Origin of the sequence: Candidatus Merdisoma sp. HCP28S3_D10, from assembly GCF_052065835.1 — a bacterium.
In the GTDB taxonomy this organism is placed as follows: domain Bacteria; phylum Bacillota; class Clostridia; order Lachnospirales; family Lachnospiraceae; genus Laedolimicola.
Genome location: NZ_JBQHTG010000001.1, coordinates 622,512 through 639,635 on the forward strand (window position 1 = coordinate 622,512; position 17,124 = coordinate 639,635).

At 52.9% G+C, this 17,124-nt stretch carries 11 protein-coding genes; 1 reads left to right on the forward strand and 10 read right to left on the reverse strand.

The window, feature by feature from the left end; genetic code table 11:
* Positions 1–21: 21 nt before the first annotated feature.
* Positions 22–1,056, reverse strand: a complete 1,035-nt coding sequence (locus ACTNCH_RS02850; protein ID WP_441014938.1) for an alcohol dehydrogenase — start codon at positions 1,054–1,056, stop codon at positions 22–24.
* A 170-nt stretch (positions 1,057–1,226) separates the two neighbouring features.
* On the opposite strand from ACTNCH_RS02850, the gene ACTNCH_RS02855 reads away from it, so the two are divergent.
* On the forward strand, positions 1,227–2,585 hold the full coding sequence (locus ACTNCH_RS02855) for an MATE family efflux transporter (protein ID WP_441014936.1): 1,359 nt from the start codon (positions 1,227–1,229) through the stop codon (positions 2,583–2,585).
* 5 nt (positions 2,586–2,590) lie between these two features.
* Here ACTNCH_RS02855 and ACTNCH_RS02860 read toward each other — a convergent pair whose 3' ends face one another.
* The 9 genes from ACTNCH_RS02860 to ACTNCH_RS02900 form a co-directional block, all read right to left on the reverse strand.
* Positions 2,591–4,078, reverse strand: a complete 1,488-nt coding sequence (locus ACTNCH_RS02860; protein WP_441014934.1) for an AAA family ATPase — start codon at positions 4,076–4,078, stop codon at positions 2,591–2,593.
* Positions 4,065–7,766, reverse strand: a complete 3,702-nt coding sequence (gene addA / locus ACTNCH_RS02865) for a helicase-exonuclease AddAB subunit AddA (RefSeq protein ID WP_441014932.1) — start codon at positions 7,764–7,766, stop codon at positions 4,065–4,067. Before addA ends, ACTNCH_RS02860 begins: the two co-directional genes overlap by 14 nt.
* Positions 7,763–11,170: a helicase-exonuclease AddAB subunit AddB gene (gene addB, locus ACTNCH_RS02870; RefSeq protein WP_441038307.1), complete on the reverse strand. Its 3,408-nt coding sequence runs from the start codon at positions 11,168–11,170 to the stop codon at positions 7,763–7,765. Before addB ends, addA begins: the two co-directional genes overlap by 4 nt.
* Positions 11,171–12,028: 858 nt before the next feature.
* Positions 12,029–12,676 carry a phosphate signaling complex protein PhoU gene (gene phoU, locus ACTNCH_RS02875; protein WP_441014928.1) on the reverse strand — a complete coding sequence of 216 codons (648 nt, stop codon included), beginning with the start codon at positions 12,674–12,676 and terminating at the stop codon, positions 12,029–12,031.
* A 4-nt stretch (positions 12,677–12,680) separates the two neighbouring features.
* Positions 12,681–13,430, reverse strand: coding sequence for a phosphate ABC transporter ATP-binding protein PstB (gene pstB, locus ACTNCH_RS02880; protein ID WP_158364492.1), 750 nt, complete (start codon positions 13,428–13,430; stop codon positions 12,681–12,683).
* A gap of 2 nt (positions 13,431–13,432) precedes the next feature.
* Positions 13,433–14,305, reverse strand: a complete 873-nt coding sequence (pstA, locus tag ACTNCH_RS02885) for a phosphate ABC transporter permease PstA (RefSeq protein WP_441014926.1) — start codon at positions 14,303–14,305, stop codon at positions 13,433–13,435.
* Complete coding sequence (gene pstC / locus ACTNCH_RS02890) at positions 14,292–15,167, reverse strand: phosphate ABC transporter permease subunit PstC (protein ID WP_441014924.1); 876 nt, start codon at positions 15,165–15,167, stop codon at positions 14,292–14,294. The genes pstA and pstC overlap by 14 nt, the downstream gene beginning before the upstream one ends.
* A 19-nt stretch (positions 15,168–15,186) precedes the next feature.
* Entirely contained in the window at positions 15,187–16,134 is a 948-nt protein-coding gene (locus ACTNCH_RS02895; RefSeq protein WP_441014922.1) for a substrate-binding domain-containing protein, read from the reverse strand.
* A 241-nt stretch (positions 16,135–16,375) separates the two neighbouring features.
* A complete protein-coding gene (locus ACTNCH_RS02900; protein WP_441014920.1) occupies positions 16,376–17,074 on the reverse strand; it encodes a winged helix-turn-helix domain-containing protein in 699 nt (232 codons plus the stop codon).
* Positions 17,075–17,124: the final 50 nt, after the last annotated feature.

Genomic DNA, 17,124 nt, shown 5'->3' on the forward strand with positions numbered 1-17,124 from the left:
CGCAGTTTGGGGACATTTTTTTTAACATTCTACTGCTACCTTAATTACACCGTCTCTCTTATTTTCAAAGAGCTCATAGGCTTCCTCGATTCTGCTTAAGGGATAGGTGTGGGTGATAAGCGGCTCTGTGTCCAATTTGCCCTCTGCAATCAGCCGCAATGTTTCTTCACAGTCACAGCCGTCCACCCCGCCGGTTTTAAAAGTAAGGTTCTTACCATACATATCCGGAAGCGGAAGGATCTGCGCCTGATCGTAAAGAGCAACCACCGTCACCAGACCATTGGGTCTTGCGCATTCCCAGGCCAGACGGAAGGTGGCTTCCGCTCCCGCAACCTCCAGCACAACGTCAGCTCCCCCGTGCTCGCTGTTTGCCCGGACAAACGCTTCGCATTCCTCCGGCGAAACTGTCAGAACCTCCGGATAATGCTGCCGGATAAACTGCAAGCGGTTTTCCTCCTTTTCACACACGATAATCCGCCTGGGGTTCTTCAGCATTACGGAAAGCAGGGTACAGATACCGGTGGGGCCTGCTCCGATAATCAGCACCGTGTCCTCCTCCGAGATCTCCGAAATCCGCGCCGCCCAGTAACCGGTTGCCAGAACATCGCCCACCAGCAGCGCCTGCCGGTCCGTAACGCCCTCCGGAATCTTATTCAGTCCCTGATCCGCAAAGGGTACACGCACATATTCTGCCTGGCCGCCGTCTATCCGGCAGCCCAGCGCCCAGCCGCCATTTTCATCTGTGCAGTTATTTACATACCCCTTCTTACAGAAAAAACACTCTCCGCAGAAAGTCTCCACGTTTACCGTCACCCGATCTCCCGGTTTTACCCCGGCAACTGCATTTCCAACCTCCTCCACAATTCCCACCATCTCATGGCCGACCGTGATCCCGGGAACCGCCCGCGGAACGCTGCCATGCTTGATATGCAGATCGCTGGAGCAGATACTGGCCAGCGTCACTTTGACAATGGCGTCCCGCTCATGCAGCAGAGTCGGTTTGGGTTTTTCCCTCAATTCAAATTTTCCTTTTGAAACGTAAGTATACGCCTGCATGATTCTATTTCCCCCCTTGTATACAAAGCTGTTCTTTCATAGATCATACTATTTTCGCATGGCTTTGTAAAGGAATACCATATTTTCTTCTATTCCAAAGAGTGCTATACTGTCTGTATCTGCGGCGGACTTGGGAACGGCTGCCGCTCTGATTTAAAGGTGGTTGAAAAATGAAACGAATTGATTTTGAAAATGGAACTATTACAGAAAACATTCTGCAGGCCGCGCTGCCCATGCTGGTGGCACAGCTTTTAAGCCTGCTCTATAACATTGTGGATCGAATCTATATCGCCCGTATCCCGGAAGTGGGAACGGCGGCTCTGGGAGCTGTAGGGCTGTGCTTTCCGATTATTGTCATCATCACAGCCTTCAGCAATCTCTTCGGAACCGGCGGCGCGCCTCTGTTCTCCATTGCCCGGGGACAGAAGGATCGAAAGCAGGCAGAAAACATTCTCCATACTGCTTTCTTCCTCTTATCAGTCTGTGCTGTCCTTCTGATGACAATCGGCCTTCTCTTTGCCCGGCCTATCCTGATCCTGTTCGGCGCTTCCGACAGCGCCCTTACCTACGCGTATCCCTACCTGATGATCTATCTTCTGGGAACCTTTCCCTCTATGATCACCACGGGAATGAATTCCTTCATCAACGCCCAGGGTTATTCCACCACCGGTATGCTTTCCGTTATCATCGGTGCTGTGTCCAATCTGGTGCTGGATCCGCTGTTCATCTTCGTATTTCGGCTTGGGGCAACAGGCGCTGCCATTGCCACTGTTTTGTCGCAGCTTTTCTCCGCTGTCTTTGTCCTGTATTTTTTGCGAAAAAAAGCGGACTACCGGGTCCGTTTCCTGACGGTTCCGGAAATCCGCGCCTGCGGCTCCTGCGCTGCCAACATTGTCAGCCTGGGAACCGCCGGTTTTATCATGCAGCTTACCAACAGCCTGGTCAGCATCTGCTGCAACAGTGTGCTCTCTGTCACAGGCGGAGATATCTACATCTCTGTTATGACTATCATTTCCAGCATCCGCCAGATGGTAGAGACGCCGATTCACGCCATGACCGAGGGTTCTTCCCCGATTATCAGCTATAATTACGGCGCCCAGCGTCCGGACCGCGTCCGGCAGGCCGGAGTCACCATGGCTGTCCTGGCGCTTATCTATACTCTGGGAATGTGGCTTGTCATTCTCTTTGCGCCCCATTTTCTCATCAGCATTTTCAGCTCTGATGAGAGTCTTCTGACCGATACCATTCCTGCCATGAAGCTGTATTTTTCCGCCTTTATCTTCATGCTGCTCCAGTATGTGGGACAGACCATGTTCAAATCTCTGGGAAAGAAAAAACAGGCTGTCTTTTTCTCCCTACTCCGCAAGGTCATCATCGTTGTGCCCCTGACTTATCTTTTTCCCTACGGAATGGGCCTGGGTACCAATGGGGTCTTCCTGGCGGAACCGGTCAGCAATGTCATCGGCGGCAGTATCTGCTTTTTCGTAATGCTGGCGACGGTCCTTCCGGAACTACGGCAGATGCGGTGAGCCTCCTACCCCAGCAGTTCTCTCACCATCTGCCCATCAAAGCGGACTGCCTTCACCCCGTTTACCTCGATCTGGTATAATGCGTTGGCCGCAATATGCTCGGCCGCCTGCTCCAGATCCCGGATTCCGGTGGTATCCGCGTACTTGGCAATGACCGCGTCCAGTCCCTCCGGCGTCACCAGACACTCGTCCTCCCTAAGGCTCATGCGCTTCAGTACCTTCGGCAGCGCAAACTTCGAGAAAATCACCTTTTTCTCCTCCTCCGTATAATCCGGAATATCAATCACAGCAAAGCGGGACATGAGCGGAGCGCTGATCTGGCTCTTGTCATTGGCTGTGGCGATGGGGTACACGCCTACCGTCGGCACCATACACTCCATATAGTTGTCCGTGAAGCCCAGGTTATCCAGCAGGGTCAGCAGAACGTCCGCCGGATTTCCGTTGCCCTTTCCGGCATTGGCCTTATCCAGCTCATTGATGATGAACACCAGATTGGACTCGCCCGACATGGAAAAGGCCTCCATGATGATACCCGGCTTCGCATTTGCATAGACCCGGGAGCTTCCGGTCAGCTGCTCCGGATCATTGATAGAGCTCATATCCAGGGTTGTCCAGGGCAGCTTCAGAATCCGGGCTACCGCATAGGCTATCTGGGATTTTCCGGTTCCGGCAGGTCCCACCAGAAGCAGGCCGTAAGCTGGAAGCGTATGGGTACGGTTAATCTGGATAATCGTCTCGATGATACGCTGCTTTACCTTCTCCATGCCATAAAGCTCTTCGTCCAGAATCCGGCGGGCCTCCTTCGGATCAATGGCTTCGAAATAATTGCTTTTCCACTGGATATTCATCATGATAGACAGGGCTCTCTGCGCATGACGCTTCTCCTCGGGAGACACCTCATGGGAGCGGGCTACCGCCAGGTTTCTCCGGGCCCAGAGCTGGATATTATCCGGCAGCGTCCGGCCCGCACAGGTCATAAAATCCGTAATGCTCTGGAGGCTGGTCAGCTTCATATCGTCTCCGGCTTCCTCCTGATCCTCATCTTTTTCTTCCTCTGAGGGCGCATTGCTGGCAAAAAGCCGGTCGATCATAAACTGCAGGAAGCCGTCCTCCGCGGAAAGCTTCGTTCCTCCGCCAAAGGCTGTCTCACGGATTTTATATACTGCATACCCGTCCTCCCGGTTGACTCCGGACAGGCGCACATGGATCTGGTGCTCGCCCAGCCATTTGATCAGGCTTACAAAACGGGCGTCAATCAGCAGAATATCCGCATTGAATTTGCCGTCCTCCTCCTTAAACTCAAAGGCCGTCTGCTTGGCCGGATTGGTGAACACGCCACAGGAATGATGCTCCCACCGGCGCTTTTGATTGTCCAGCAGCAGAATCGGTTTTTCCGCGCTGGCTTCTCTCTCATTGGTGCGATATGTGGTATAGGTGCATGCAGGCTCCTTTTGCGCTCCCGCAGGCGCACTGTTAAAATCAAATACTGGCATTTTGCTCCTCCTTTTTGCAGTCATTTTTGTCTACTTGAATCTCTTCTTTCAGGCAGAAAGAATAGATGATCTTTTCCTTCACCCGTTTTCCGGTGAGCCGTTCCAGAGTCAGCTCATAATAATCCAGCTGCTTCTTATATTTTTTCAGAAGTTCTCCACCGTCCTTCACGAAATCTGTCTTATAATCCACAACCACGATCTCGTTTTCCCCATTTTCATTTTTTTCATAAAAATAGGCGTCGATAATTCCCTGAATGAGAACCGGTTCGTCGCTGTCGCAGCCCATTTCCAGTTCCCTGGCAGGCAGCTGAATCACAAAGGGCTGCTCCGTATGGAATTCCTTCCGTTCCCGGGCCGCCGTCATGCGCTTCGCCAGAGGCGTCTGCGCAAAGGCGTAAATATCATAGGGACGCACCACATCGGCCTGTTCCCGGGTCATTTTTCCAATTTCTACCAGGTGTTCCAGACCTTCCTTTACTTTTTCGGAATGGTAGAGGCCCCGGAAATCTAGACACTCCAGCGCCCGATGATAAGCCGTACCTCTGGCGGCTCCGCTGACCGGCTCCTGTTCCGACATAAACCGCGGAATATACGGGACCAGATCTTCCGCCGGATAGAGCAGGGTATCCTCGTCCTCTTCTTCGGTCTGTCCCAACCGTTTCAGCTCCGACACGCTGAATTTTCCCTGCGGGGCCATGTCTTCCTGCCAAGGATACCGATAGGATAACTGTTCTTCCAGCTTCCCGGCGTAATCCGGATCCGCCCCCGGAAGATCCTCCGGATGCAGGAAGGCCGCCTTCTGCTCCTCCTGCACCATCTGCCGCAGCAGAACTTCCTCTGTCGTATCCTCCAGTGTCACCTTTCCGACCGCAAAGGGACTTTCCTCCGATCCGGCTGCCGCCGGAAGCACCCAGTCCAGATAGGTTCCGGCTGTGGAAATCGTCCGGAAGGACAGGCTTTTCTGCTTTTTCTCCTCCGGCTTCGCCGCGCTTCCCAGCAGAATCAGCTTTTCCTTCGCCCTGGTAAATGCCACATAGAGAACCCGCAGCTCCTCTCCCAGCATTTCCAGATCCAGCGCCTTCTGCAGCACCCGCTTGGGAAGGGTGGCGGTGCGGGTGCGGAGTCCGGTGTCTACCCAGTCCACGCCCACGCCCAGCTCCGGGTGGATCACCACCCGGCTTCTGCTGTCCTGCCGGTTAAAGCTTTTACCCAGGCCTGCCACGATGACAATGGGAAATTCCAGACCTTTGCTCTTATGAATAGTCATGATCCGGACGGCGTCCTCATTTTCTCCCAGGATCCCCGCCTCTCCGAAATCTTCGTTATAGCTCTGAAGCTGCTCCATATATCGCACAAAATGGAACAGTCCCCGGTAGCTGGTCTTTTCAAAGGCGATGGCGCGCTCAATCAGCATCCGCACATTGGCCTCCCGCTGGGTTCCCGCGGGCTCCGCCGCCAGGTAATCGCCGTACCCGGTGGTCCTAAGAAGCTCTTCGATCAACTCATGAATGGGAAGGAATTCGGCGCGTTCCCGGTAAGTCCCAAGCTTCGTATAAAAGCTGCGCAGCTTTTTCTGAAGCTCCTCCTCCCGGTCCGGCTCCTTCTCCTGCTCCTCCGCGATTCCCGCGTACCGCATACAGGCCTCATGGAACCCGGTCTGTGGATACGCGCTCTTGATCTTCGCCAGCTCCACATCCGTAAAGCCGCCAATCATGGATTTCAGCACCGCCGCCAGCGGGATATCCTGTCTGGGATTATCCACGATACGAAGAAGATTCAAAAGGGTCTGAATCTCTATCGTAGTAAAATATCCGGTCCGGGATTCCGTATGGGCCGGAATCCCCGCCGCGTTCAGCACCCGGGCGTAGACGTCTCCCCAGCCCGTCAGGCTGCGGAGCAGAATCACAATATCGCTGTACCGAACCGGACGGAAGGCTTCCGTCTTTCCGTCCCAGACGCTTCCCTCCGCCATCACTCTGCGGATACAGTCTGCCGCCCCATGAGCCTCCAGCTCCCGCTCCGTCAGCTCGCTCTGTTCCGGATCCTCTGCCTCCGGCACAGCTTCTTTATTCTTCTCCAGCAAAAGCAATTCCGGCACATTTCCCGTTTTCTGCTCCGGATCCGGCATTTCCGCCCCCAGATACAGCGCCGCCGCGCTGTCGTAGGTAATTCCGCCCACGGCCTCTGTCATAAGCCTTTCAAAAACGTAGTTGGTACCCTCCAGCACCTCTCTCCGGCTCCGGAAGTTCTTATGCAGGTCGATCCGGATCTCTGCTCCTCCGTCATTTTTGGGATAGCTATGGTATTTTTCCATAAAAAGCTCCGGCCTTGCCAGACGGAAACGGTAGATACTCTGCTTTACATCGCCCACCATGAACACATTGGGAACGCCCTGTCCCCGGCTTACGCTGTTCAGGATAATCTCCTGAATCAGGTTACTGTCCTGATATTCGTCAATCATAATCTGTGCGTACCGGGCGGACAGCTCCCGCGCCGCAGCCGTGGGTACCGGCCGCAGCCTTCCATTTTCATCGGTCTTCACGTCCTCCACCAGAATCTCCAGGGCCAGGTGCTCCAGATCCGGAAAATCCGCCAGATTTTTCAGACGCTTCTTTTCCTGATAGCGATCCGCGAATTCTGCCGTCAGGGACAGCAGTACCTCCGTAGCCGGCGCCGCCCTCTGTATCACCTCTAGAACGTCTGCAAGCGGTGCCGAAATATACTTCTCCTTCAGCTCCTTCAGGCTTTTCTTCATACCGTCCCGGAAAGCCTTGATCTGCTCTTTTCGCTCCTCCTCCACCAGCGGATCCTTCTTCGTGGACAGCCGCGCGAAGGAAAGCCCCAAAAGCCGCTCCCTAAGCACCTCATAGCCTTTACATTCCTTAAGCTCCTGCACCTGTATCAGATCCGCCTGCAGCGCATCCTCATACATATACGGCCCGCCCGGCAGACGGCAGACGGCCAGCATCCGCTGTAGTTCCCCTTCCAGATCTGCCAGCGTCCGGTTTACATAATCCAGCATAAACCGGATCCAGGGGCTCTCCATCAGTTCTGCCTCTGACTTCGCCCGGTAAGGCTCCATACATTCCCCAAGCCAGCGCTTCGGATAGGGATAACTCATGGCAAATTCATAAAGCTGCAGAATCAGGGCTTCCAGCCCCGCGTCGCTTTTTCCTGTGGCATAGGCTTCCACAAATTCTGTGAACCGGGCCTTTTTTTCCGGATCCGTTTCCCCGTAGCATTCCTCCAGAAGCTCCTTTACCACATCACCCTTCAGCAGCTTCAGCTCCCCTTCGTCACCGATCCGGAAGGAGGGATCCAGATCAATCTGATGGAAATAATTGCGGATCACATACTGGCAGAAGCTGTCGATGGTCGTAATCTGGGCGCTGTGGATCAGAGTCTGCTGCTTCTGCAGGTGCTCATTTTCCGGATCTTTCTCCAGACGCTTCTCCAGGGCCAGCCCCACCCGCTCCCGCATTTCTGCCGCAGCCGCCTTGGTAAAGGTCACCACCAGAAGCCGGTCCACGTCCAGCGGCTGCTCCTGTTCTCCCTCTCCGCAGACCAGAGAAAGAATCCGCTCTACCAGGACCGCCGTCTTGCCGGAGCCTGCCGCAGCCGAGACCAGCACATTTTTATTTCTTACTTCTATGACTTTTTTCTGTTCCTCGGTCCACCTGACGCTCACAGCTCTTCCTCCTCTATCCGTTTCCAGATCTCTCCGTCGTCAAAAACAGGCAGTCTCCGCCTGTGATACCCTTCCGTCTTGCTGTCCAGGCCGCAGACGCCGCTGTAGGCACAGTAATCGCAGGCGGTCCGTCCCTTCAGCTCATAGGGATTCACGTCCATCCGTCCCTCCAACACCTCGGAGCCAATCGTCCGGATCTTTCGATTGACATAACGTGAAAGCGCCGCAAACTGCGCTTCGCTGGCCACGGGGGAACCGGACCGTAAGGTTCCGTCCTTATTATAGGAAATGGGCAGAACCTGGGAGCGGCCCGGCATGGACTGATCCAGCCTTCTTATGATCTCCGGATCCTGGTTGAGCAGCCCGCCGGGCTTCAGCTTCTCCAGCACCCGGGCCGTTATATCCTCTTCCTCTCCCTCCGTATCCAGCACCGGATCCTGAATCTGATAATAGAGTATGCCCGCCGGAAGAACATCCTTATCCGGATACTCCTTCTTCATCAGCTCCATGGCCGCGTTCAGATAGACCACCAGCTGCAGCTGCAGGCCGTGATACAGGGACAGAAGCTGAAATGAGGTGCTGCCGGATTTATAATCAATCACCTTCACATAGACATGCTCCTCGTCCTCGCAGGTATCCACCCGGTCGATCCGTCCCCGGAGCTTCAGTTTTTCCTCCGGCGACAGTTCCAGATTGACAGACTCCAGATCCGAGACACTGGAAAAGGAGATCTCGTAATTTTCCGGCGTAAACAGACCCTTTCGTATCTGCTCGCCCAGTGCCCAGACTGTCCGCTTCAGAATACGGGCCATTCTGCGAATCATATATTGGTTCCGGGCCGTACTGTTCAGCACGGTATTGCCGTAATCCACCGTCAGGGCCGCCAGACACTCCTCCACCCAGTCGTCCGCCACCTCCCGGGGCAGCGTCTTCCAGGTATAGTCGCTGGCGTCCAGCTTCTTCGAAAATGCCTCCAGCGTCTCATGGAAAATATTTCCCATATCCACCGGAGCAAATTCATACTGCTCCCTCTCTGAAAGCTTCAGGCCGTACATGAGAAAATGAGCATAGGCGCAGGCCGCGTACTGCTCAAGACGGGTCACGCTGTTCTCCAGCACGGTTCCGTAAAGGGCGTGGGCCACCGCTTTTCCAAGCTTCGTATCCCGATGCGCCGAGAAGGCTCCCTCCAGAAGCTGCGCCAGCTTTTCCTCATACCGCTCCTGTCTTGCGTACCAGCGGTACAGCTCATAAAACTGCCCGCTGCCTCTGCCCTCCCGGTATTCCTTCAGGCCCTCTATCAGCAGCCGCAGTCCCTCCCCCTCTGTCCGGGGCAGGCCGGATTTACTCCGGGCGCTCTCCTGCTCCAGGGTAAGCGCCGGGAACAAACGCTTCATCACATTCATCAGATAGGAAGGCCGCAGCGCCTTTCCTCCGCCGTCCAAAAGCGTGCAGGAGATATAGAGCCGCTCCGACGGCTTCGTCAGATTCAGATACAGATAAAACCGCTGGATATATCCCTGCTCCCGGGCCGTAGGCGCCAGCTCCATGCCGGCTCCCCGCAGCTGTTCCCGCTCCATATCGGACAGAAGCCCCGCCCGGGAAGCGTTCTTCGGCACGCTGCCCTCATTGACGCCCAGGAAAAAGAGTACCTTTACGTCCTTAAGCCGGGTACGCTCCATATCTCCGGCCATCACCTGATCCACACCAGGAGGAATGACACCCACCCGGGCTTCTCCAAAGCCCGCTTCCAGAAGCTCCGTGTACTCCCGGACCGTCAGCTCCTCCTCGCCCAGAAGATCCACCAGCTTGTCCAGAAGATCCATCAGGATTCCATAAATCTGGTGATACTCCTTGGCCAGCACCTGGTTATTTTCCCGTTTAAACCGTTCCTCAAAGACAGCCAGTCTGCCCTGAATCCCCTTCTTCACGATCAGTTCGTAGAGGGCTGTGGTTCTTGTCCGGACGTCCACGGCCTTCTTACGCTGTATTTTTACAAAGGGCAGCAAGTCCTCTGCCACCCGGGCCCGGTAGCTGTCAATGCGCTCCAGATCCTCTTCCGTCAGTCCCCGGTAGCTGCGGATAAATCGATCCTCCCACCGCTTCGCACCCCGGATTCCGAGGGCCAGCACATAATTTTCCAGCAGATCCACTTCTTCCGGTTTCATGCCGGAAAGTCCGCTTCGCAGATACCGGAACACCGATTCGTATGAGAAATCCTGCTCCGCAATCTCCAGAAGCGCCCGGATCCATTCCACAAAAGGATTTTTCAGAATACTTCGCTTATTATCCAGGAAGCAGGGGATTCCATAATCTTCCAGAACCCGCTCCAGCACCGGACTGTAGGCCTCCATATCTCCGGTAATCAGGGCGAAATCCCGGTAATGATACTGCTTTTCCCGAATCAGCTCCCGGATTTTCCCGGCAGCCCAGGCGACCTCCTCCTCCGGATTCTTAAGCAGCTGAAGGCGGATCTGACCAGAGCCCTGGTTCTCCGGACAGCTGCGCCACCGCAGCCGGAACAGGTTCTGCTCCAGCCAGGCCAGCTCTCCTCCGGCGGAAAACCGGCTCTTTTCACCGGGGTGTACCCAGAGGGGCTTCTCCTCCGGTACCCCGGTCTCCTCTGCCAGCCGTTTCAGACCTGCCACTGTCTTTTTGCTCAGATAAAAGAGCTGGTGCTCCCCTTCCACCCGGTAGGGGTTCTCCCGCTCGTCTATAGTCACTGTCACTACAACCTTTTTCGCGTACAGCATCAGCTTCTGCAGCAGCAGATTCTGGATGGGCGTAAAACCGGTAAAGCCGTCCAGCACAATCACGCTCTCCCGGATCAGGGCAGATTGCTCCACTACTCGGCAAAGTACCTCCAGAAGCTCCTCCGCCGTAATATACTGATCGGCCAGATACGCATGAAAAGCCCGGTAAAGCACCTGCACATCCTGCAATTTATAATACAGCTGCGGCTTTTCCCTGCTTTGCTCCACCAGCCTGGAAAGGGCTTCCTCCGTCACCGCATACTGGGTCAGCTCGGAAATCAGCGACTTAATCTCGCTGATATATCCCATTTTCTTCAGGTTTCCGCCCAGAACCTTCAGCTCCCCTTTTTTCTCCTGGGCAAGCTTCCGAAGCACCAGATTCTTTCCGGTTTCCTCCAGCACCTTTCCCACCTGGGTTCCGGTTTCCTCAAATACCCGGTACGCCAGACGCTGAAAGCTCAGGATATCAATATTCAGGATACCTCCGTCCGGATGCAGCCGCACCAACTCCTTCTGGGTCTGCATGGTAAACTGCTCCGGCACAATCACCAGGTAGCTCTGTTCCGGGTTGCGGATGGAATCCTCGATCACACTCCGGTACAGGGTATAAGATTTTCCCGCGCCGGAATTACCGAAAATGAATTGCAGGGACATGGGGTTCTCCTTCTCCATAAGTTTTTTTCATTATAGCACGAATCCTATTTTTGGACAAAATAATTCAGCGGGTATCAACTCTACTTTCTTTGATACCCGCTGTCAAACTATGCTGTCCATTGGACTAATACCTCATTTCTTTATTCTGTTTTCAGTTTCTATTTTATTTTTGAAGTCTCATTGACTTTTTCCGTTCGATTTCTTCTGTGCTCGGTTTTGTTTTTCGATCTTCTGTAAAGTTCATTTATACCGGTTTGCTTTTTCTTCCTTCTTTCTCATCCGGCTTTTCTTCTTTTCTGCTACCGATCCTCATCGAACGTTTTGTTTCCGGTTACTTTTTTACCCTGCCTTCCGTAAATCTGCTTTTGATTAAGATTGACATCTTTCTGAAAGCTTTTTTAGGAAGTCCCTCTTACGTCTTCGGTGGTCTGTACCTCGCTTTCTCAGATTATGGGGTAATTCGTTACCTTCCTGTTGGACTGTACCTCCTTTACTTAGATTACTCATTCTCTATGTTAAATATAACTGGGTTATATTTAAGAAGATAGTTGAGTTGTTTTTCGCTTCCTTTCTTTTTGAAGCTTTTGTTTTGTTTTTTCTTGTTCCTTATCTTTAATTGTATTATAGCTGGGCTTCTTCCATTTGTCAATACTTATTTTTCATTTATTTTAAGTTTTTTCTTTTATTATTGTTTTATTTGTGTAAATATTTTATTATTTTCTGATATTTTAAAATCATTTATAAGAACAAATGACAAGAAAGAATCCTGCAAAGCAGGATTCTCCGCCTGCGGCGGGTCGCATAAGCGACATGATTCCATTCCGCCGCAGTGCGATCCCCCGGAGAGGCTTTCTTTCCTTAATTCTCATTGGACCGTTCCCCGGTTATGGAGTACTCTACCCACTCCGCGATGTTCGTGGCGTGGTCGCCAATGCGCTCATAATACTTGGTCACCATGAACAGATCCAGAACCTCTTCCCCGCGGCTGCTGCCGTCCCGGATAGACTCCAGAATCTCTCCGCGTACCTTCAGGAACAGGTTATCTACGACGTCGTCGTCCCGGATAACCTGGCGGGCCAGCTCCAGGTCTCCGTCCACGTAGGCGTTCACGCTGTCTGTGACCATTTTCATGGCTGCTACGCCCATCTTGCACACATGGAGAAACTTAACCGGAAGCTTCTCATTCATATCAAGGACAATATCCGCGATATCTGCCGCCTGGTCGCCGATACGCTCCATATCCGTCACCATTTTCAGGGCCGCAGAAACCCGGCGGAGATCCCCCGCCACCGGCTGCTGATGGAGAATCAGTTTCATACAGAGACTCTCGATATCCCGCTCCTGACGGTTGATGATGGCGTCATTCTTCATAATTTCCTCTGCCAGCTGCAGATCACCGTCTGTCAGAGCTTTTGTAGCATTGGAAATGGCCTTTTCACACAGACCTCCCATGGCGATCATCTGTGTATGCAGCTCATTCAGCTGTTCTTCATAAAAATCTCTCATAGCATCAACCAAACCTTCCTGAAATATAGTTTTCGGTACGGGTATCCTTCGGCATGGAGAAGATCTGATCCGTGTTGCCGTACTCAATCACCTCGCCCAGCAGGAAAAATGCGGTCTTGTCGGAAATACGCGCCGCCTGCTGCATGTTGTGGGTTACCATCACAATCGTAAAGCTCTTCTTCAGCTCCATACACAGGTCCTCAATCTTAGAGGTGGAAATCGGATCCAGCGCGGAGGTCGGCTCGTCCATCAGTAAAATCTCCGGCTTCACGGCCAGGGCCCTGGCGATACAGAGACGCTGCTGCTGTCCGCCGGACATACCCAGGGCGCTCTTTTTCAGACGATCCTTGGTCTCGTCCCAGATCGCCGCGTTCCGCAGGGATTCCTCTACGATTTCGTCCAGCTTCGCTTTATTCCGGATTCCGTGGGTCCGGGGACCATAGGCAATATTGTCGTAGATACTCATGGGAAACGGATTCGGCTTCTGGAATACCATGCCCACTCTCCGGCGCAGGTCATTCACGTCCATTCCCTTATAGATGTCCTGTCCGTTTAAGGTTACCTTTCCGGTAATCTTACAGCCGGCCACCATATCATTCATACGGTTCAGGGATTTGAGGAAGGTGGATTTGCCGCAGCCGGACGGGCCGATAAATGCGGTAATCTCATTTTTCTCAATCTCCATATTTACATTTTTGAGCGCCTGGAAATCCCCGTAGAACAGATCCAGATGTTCAATCTTCATAATACCCATTTCTATTCTCCTGTCTTCTTCGCCAGCTTCTTTGCAATAAAGCCTGAAAACGCGTTAATTCCGATGACAATTACCAGCAGCACTACGGCTGTGGCAGAGGCCTGATCCACATGAAGGGCCTCACTGGTCAGCACGTACATATGTAAAGCCAGAGTCCGTCCGGATTCCATGGCTCCCGCATACTTGGCCACCGTTCCGGAGGTATACATCAGCGCCGCCGTCTCGCCCACGATACGGCCGATTCCCAGGATCACACCTGCCAGGATACCCGGAATCGCGCTGGGCAGTACCACCTGAAAGACGGTCCGGAGCTTTCCGGCTCCCAGTCCGAAGCTTCCCTCCCGGTAAGAATCCGGTACGGAAATCAACGCTTCCTCCGTGGTCCGCATAATCAGCGGAAGAATCATAATCGCCAGGGTGAAGGCGCCGGCCAGCATGGAGTAGCTCCATTTCAGCTTTGTTACGAAAAACAGCATACCAAACAGGCCATAGACGATAGAGGGAATACCCAACAGCGTTTCCGCCGTTACCCGCACCACGCCGACGAATTTATTTCCCTTTTTCGCGTATTCCACCAGATAAATGGCAGAAAAGATACCCACAGGAACTGCCAGAATCAGCGCCAGGAAAATCATTTCGATGGTGTTGAACAGCGCCGGCATCAGGGAAACGTTATCCGAGGTATAATGCAGGGAGAACAGCTCCGGCGTCAGATAGGGTACGCCCCGAATCAGAATGTAGGCAATCAGGAAAATCAGTACGGCAAAGGTCACGCATGCTGCCAGCACCACCAGCAGGAACAGAATCAGGGAACCCGGATGCTTTTGCAGGGCATGGAGCTTATCGCCTGCCGTCTGCTTGTTAATTGCTTCCATTTCCGCCCCTCCTTAACAGTGATACGCTTAAGTTGATAATCAGAATAAATACAAAGAGCACAACCGCCGTGGCAATCAGAGCCTCCCGGTGCAGGTCTGTGGCGTAGCCCATCTCAATGACGATATTGGCTGTCATGGTACGGACGCCTTTAAACAGGCTTTCCGGCATCTTAGTCTGATTTCCGGCTACCATAATAACTGCCATGGTCTCGCCGATGGCCCGGCCGATTCCCAGTACAATTCCGGTCAGCACACCGGATTTTGCCGCCGGTACGATAACCGTAAATACGCTCCGCTCCTTGGTTGCTCCCAGTGCCAATGCTCCCTCATGGTACATGGCCGGTACGCTCCGAAGAGCTGTTTCTGTGGTTCCGATGATGGTTGGCAGAATCATGATACCCAGAAGAATGCATGCGGTCAGCATGACATTTCCCTTGCAATGGGGAATCTGCCGGAGCAGGGGAACCAGAACCATCATACCGAAAAAGCCGTATACAACCGACGGGATTCCGGCCAGCAGCTCGGTGGCTGCCTTCAGGGGACGGTAGATTTTCTTCGGGCAATAGTACGCCATGAAAATCGAGGTCAGGATTCCGATGGGAACTCCGATGAGAATTGCTCCCGCTGTCACGTAGATGCTGCCCAGGATAAAAGGCAGAATTCCGAAAATGTTGTTGCCCGGCTTCCATCTGGTTCCCAGCAGGAACTCCATCGGTCTGATTTTTCCGATGGCCGGAAGTCCGTTGGCAAACAGAAATACACAAATGAGTATTACTGCCAGAATAGAGGTGCAGGCGGCTATGAAGAACACCGCCTGCATAAATACTTCCTTGATACGCGCTTTCCAAGCCGCCTGTTTCATATCATTTGCCCTCTTTTGCTTACTCTACCTCGCTCCAGGAAGTAGTCTCGCCTACGTAAATGCTCTTTACCTGGTCTTTAGTCAGGTTGTCGATGGGGTTGTTGTTATTCACAACTACCGCGATACCATCCTGTGCGATAACCGTTGCAGTAAGCTTCTCAGCCTCCGTGTCCTTCAGCTCTCTGGAAGCCATTCCGATGTCACATACGCCGTCAATAGCGGAGGTCATACCGGTGGTAGAATCACTGGTCTGAATCTCAATCTTTACGTTGCCGTTCAGCTTCATATAAGCCTCTGCCAGCTTCTCCATCACCGGAGATACGGAAGAGGATCCTGCTACTGTCACGCTGCCGCTTGCCTGGCCGCCTGCGAATGCCGGAGCTGCGTCGTCGATGGTGATGTATCCCTCATCGCTTACAATCTGCTGTCCCTCTGCGCTCAGGATATAATCGATGAAATCCTGCGCAGCCTCGCTTACCTCGCCCTTGGTTGCGATGTTGAAGGGTCTGTATACCTTGTAGCTGTCGCTCTTGATATTTTCTACGGTCGGCTCTACGCCGTCAATCTTCAGTGCCTTTACGGTATCGTTCAGGGAACCTAAGGATACGTATCCGATTGCGTAATCATCGCCAGCCACGCCGGTCATCATAACGGAGGTATTGTTGGTGATGGTTGCGTCCTCCGTGGTGTTGTCAATCTTTTCTCCGTTGGCGTCCTTCTCTTCTACACCGAACAGCTCGATGAATGCGCCTCTGGTTCCGGAACCGTCCTCACGGGAATATACAGAGATATCCTCTTCGGTGTCAAAATCTGCTGTTGCTGTATCTGCCGCTGCCGCAGTATCCTCTGCCTCAGCCGTAGTATCTGCAGCTGCTGTGGTATCTGCAGTCTCAGAGCTTCCGCAGCCTGCCAGCATTGCTGCTGTAAGTGCCATGGTCATCAATAAGCTAACTGTTTTCTTTTTCATAATGCTTTCTCCTTTTCGCCGGGTGAACGTTTCCGGCCTCTTCTCTCTTTTCTTCTCCAGGGCGTTTGGTTTCTCTTGCCCGCCCTGTGATTTATATCTTAGTCTGCCAATGTAAAGGGTAAAAGCCAGGTTTCGTAAAGTGTCTGTAAAGAGGGTGTAAGGGTTTTTGCAAAAAAAAGAATCCTGCCAAACAGGATTCTAAGCAGGATTCTTCAGACCAAAGATCTTATGAAATTATCATTCAGACAAATTTGTAACCCATGCCGCGCACGGTCTGAATATACTGGGGGTGATCCGGATCCTTTTCGATCTTCTTGCGGAGATTCCGCACATGGACGTCTACAGTCCGGGTTTCTCCGGAATATTCATAGCCCCAGATCAGCTCCAGAAGCTGCTCCCGGGTAAATACCCGGTTGCGGTGGCTGGCAAGAAGGTAGAGAAGCTCAAATTCCTTCAGAGACAGGAATACCGGCTTTCCTTCCATATAAACCTCCCGGGAGGTATTGTTAATGATCAGGTCTCCCGCTGTGATCTTATCCTCCGGTTCCGACTCGATTTTTTCCAGTGAGCTTCTGCGAAGCAGGGCTTTCACCCGGGCCAGCAGCTCCCGGATACCGAAGGGCTTGCTGATATAATCGTCGGCGCCCATCTCCAGTCCCAGAACCTTGTCAATTTCCTCACCCTTGGCGGTCAGCATAATCACCGGCATAGTGGACAGGTTTTTGTCTGCCCGCAGGCTTTTCAGCACCTCAATCCCGTCCATGCCGGGCAGCATATAATCCAGCAGCACCAGATCCACCTGCATGGTTTTCAGAATCGCCAGTCCCTTTTCTCCAGTCTCAGCCCGCAGAACTTCGTATCCGTTTTTTTCCAGATTATATTCCAACAGATCTAAGATATGTTCCTCATCGTCTATCGTTAATATGACTTTTTTTGCCATGATATCTCCTCTGCAATGCTTCCGTGTCTGCAAATATTTCTATACTCTTT

Excerpts from the sequence above, each read along its gene's own strand:
- ACTNCH_RS02850 (WP_441014938.1), bottom strand. The coding sequence starts at position 1,056 with ATGCAGGCGTATACTTACGTTTCAAAAGGAAAATTTGAATTGAGGGAA.
- ACTNCH_RS02855 (WP_441014936.1), top strand. The coding sequence starts at position 1,227 with ATGAAACGAATTGATTTTGAAAATGGAACTATTACAGAAAACATTCTG.
- ACTNCH_RS02860 (WP_441014934.1), bottom strand. The coding sequence starts at position 4,078 with ATGCCAGTATTTGATTTTAACAGTGCGCCTGCGGGAGCGCAAAAGGAG.
- addB (WP_441038307.1), bottom strand. The coding sequence starts at position 11,170 with ATGTCCCTGCAATTCATTTTCGGTAATTCCGGCGCGGGAAAATCTTAT.
- phoU (WP_441014928.1), bottom strand. The coding sequence starts at position 12,676 with ATGAGAGATTTTTATGAAGAACAGCTGAATGAGCTGCATACACAGATG.
- pstB (WP_158364492.1), bottom strand. The coding sequence starts at position 13,430 with ATGGGTATTATGAAGATTGAACATCTGGATCTGTTCTACGGGGATTTC.
- pstA (WP_441014926.1), bottom strand. The coding sequence starts at position 14,305 with ATGGAAGCAATTAACAAGCAGACGGCAGGCGATAAGCTCCATGCCCTG.
- pstC (WP_441014924.1), bottom strand. The coding sequence starts at position 15,167 with ATGAAACAGGCGGCTTGGAAAGCGCGTATCAAGGAAGTATTTATGCAG.
- ACTNCH_RS02895 (WP_441014922.1), bottom strand. The coding sequence starts at position 16,134 with ATGAAAAAGAAAACAGTTAGCTTATTGATGACCATGGCACTTACAGCA.
- ACTNCH_RS02900 (WP_441014920.1), bottom strand. The coding sequence starts at position 17,074 with ATGGCAAAAAAAGTCATATTAACGATAGACGATGAGGAACATATCTTA.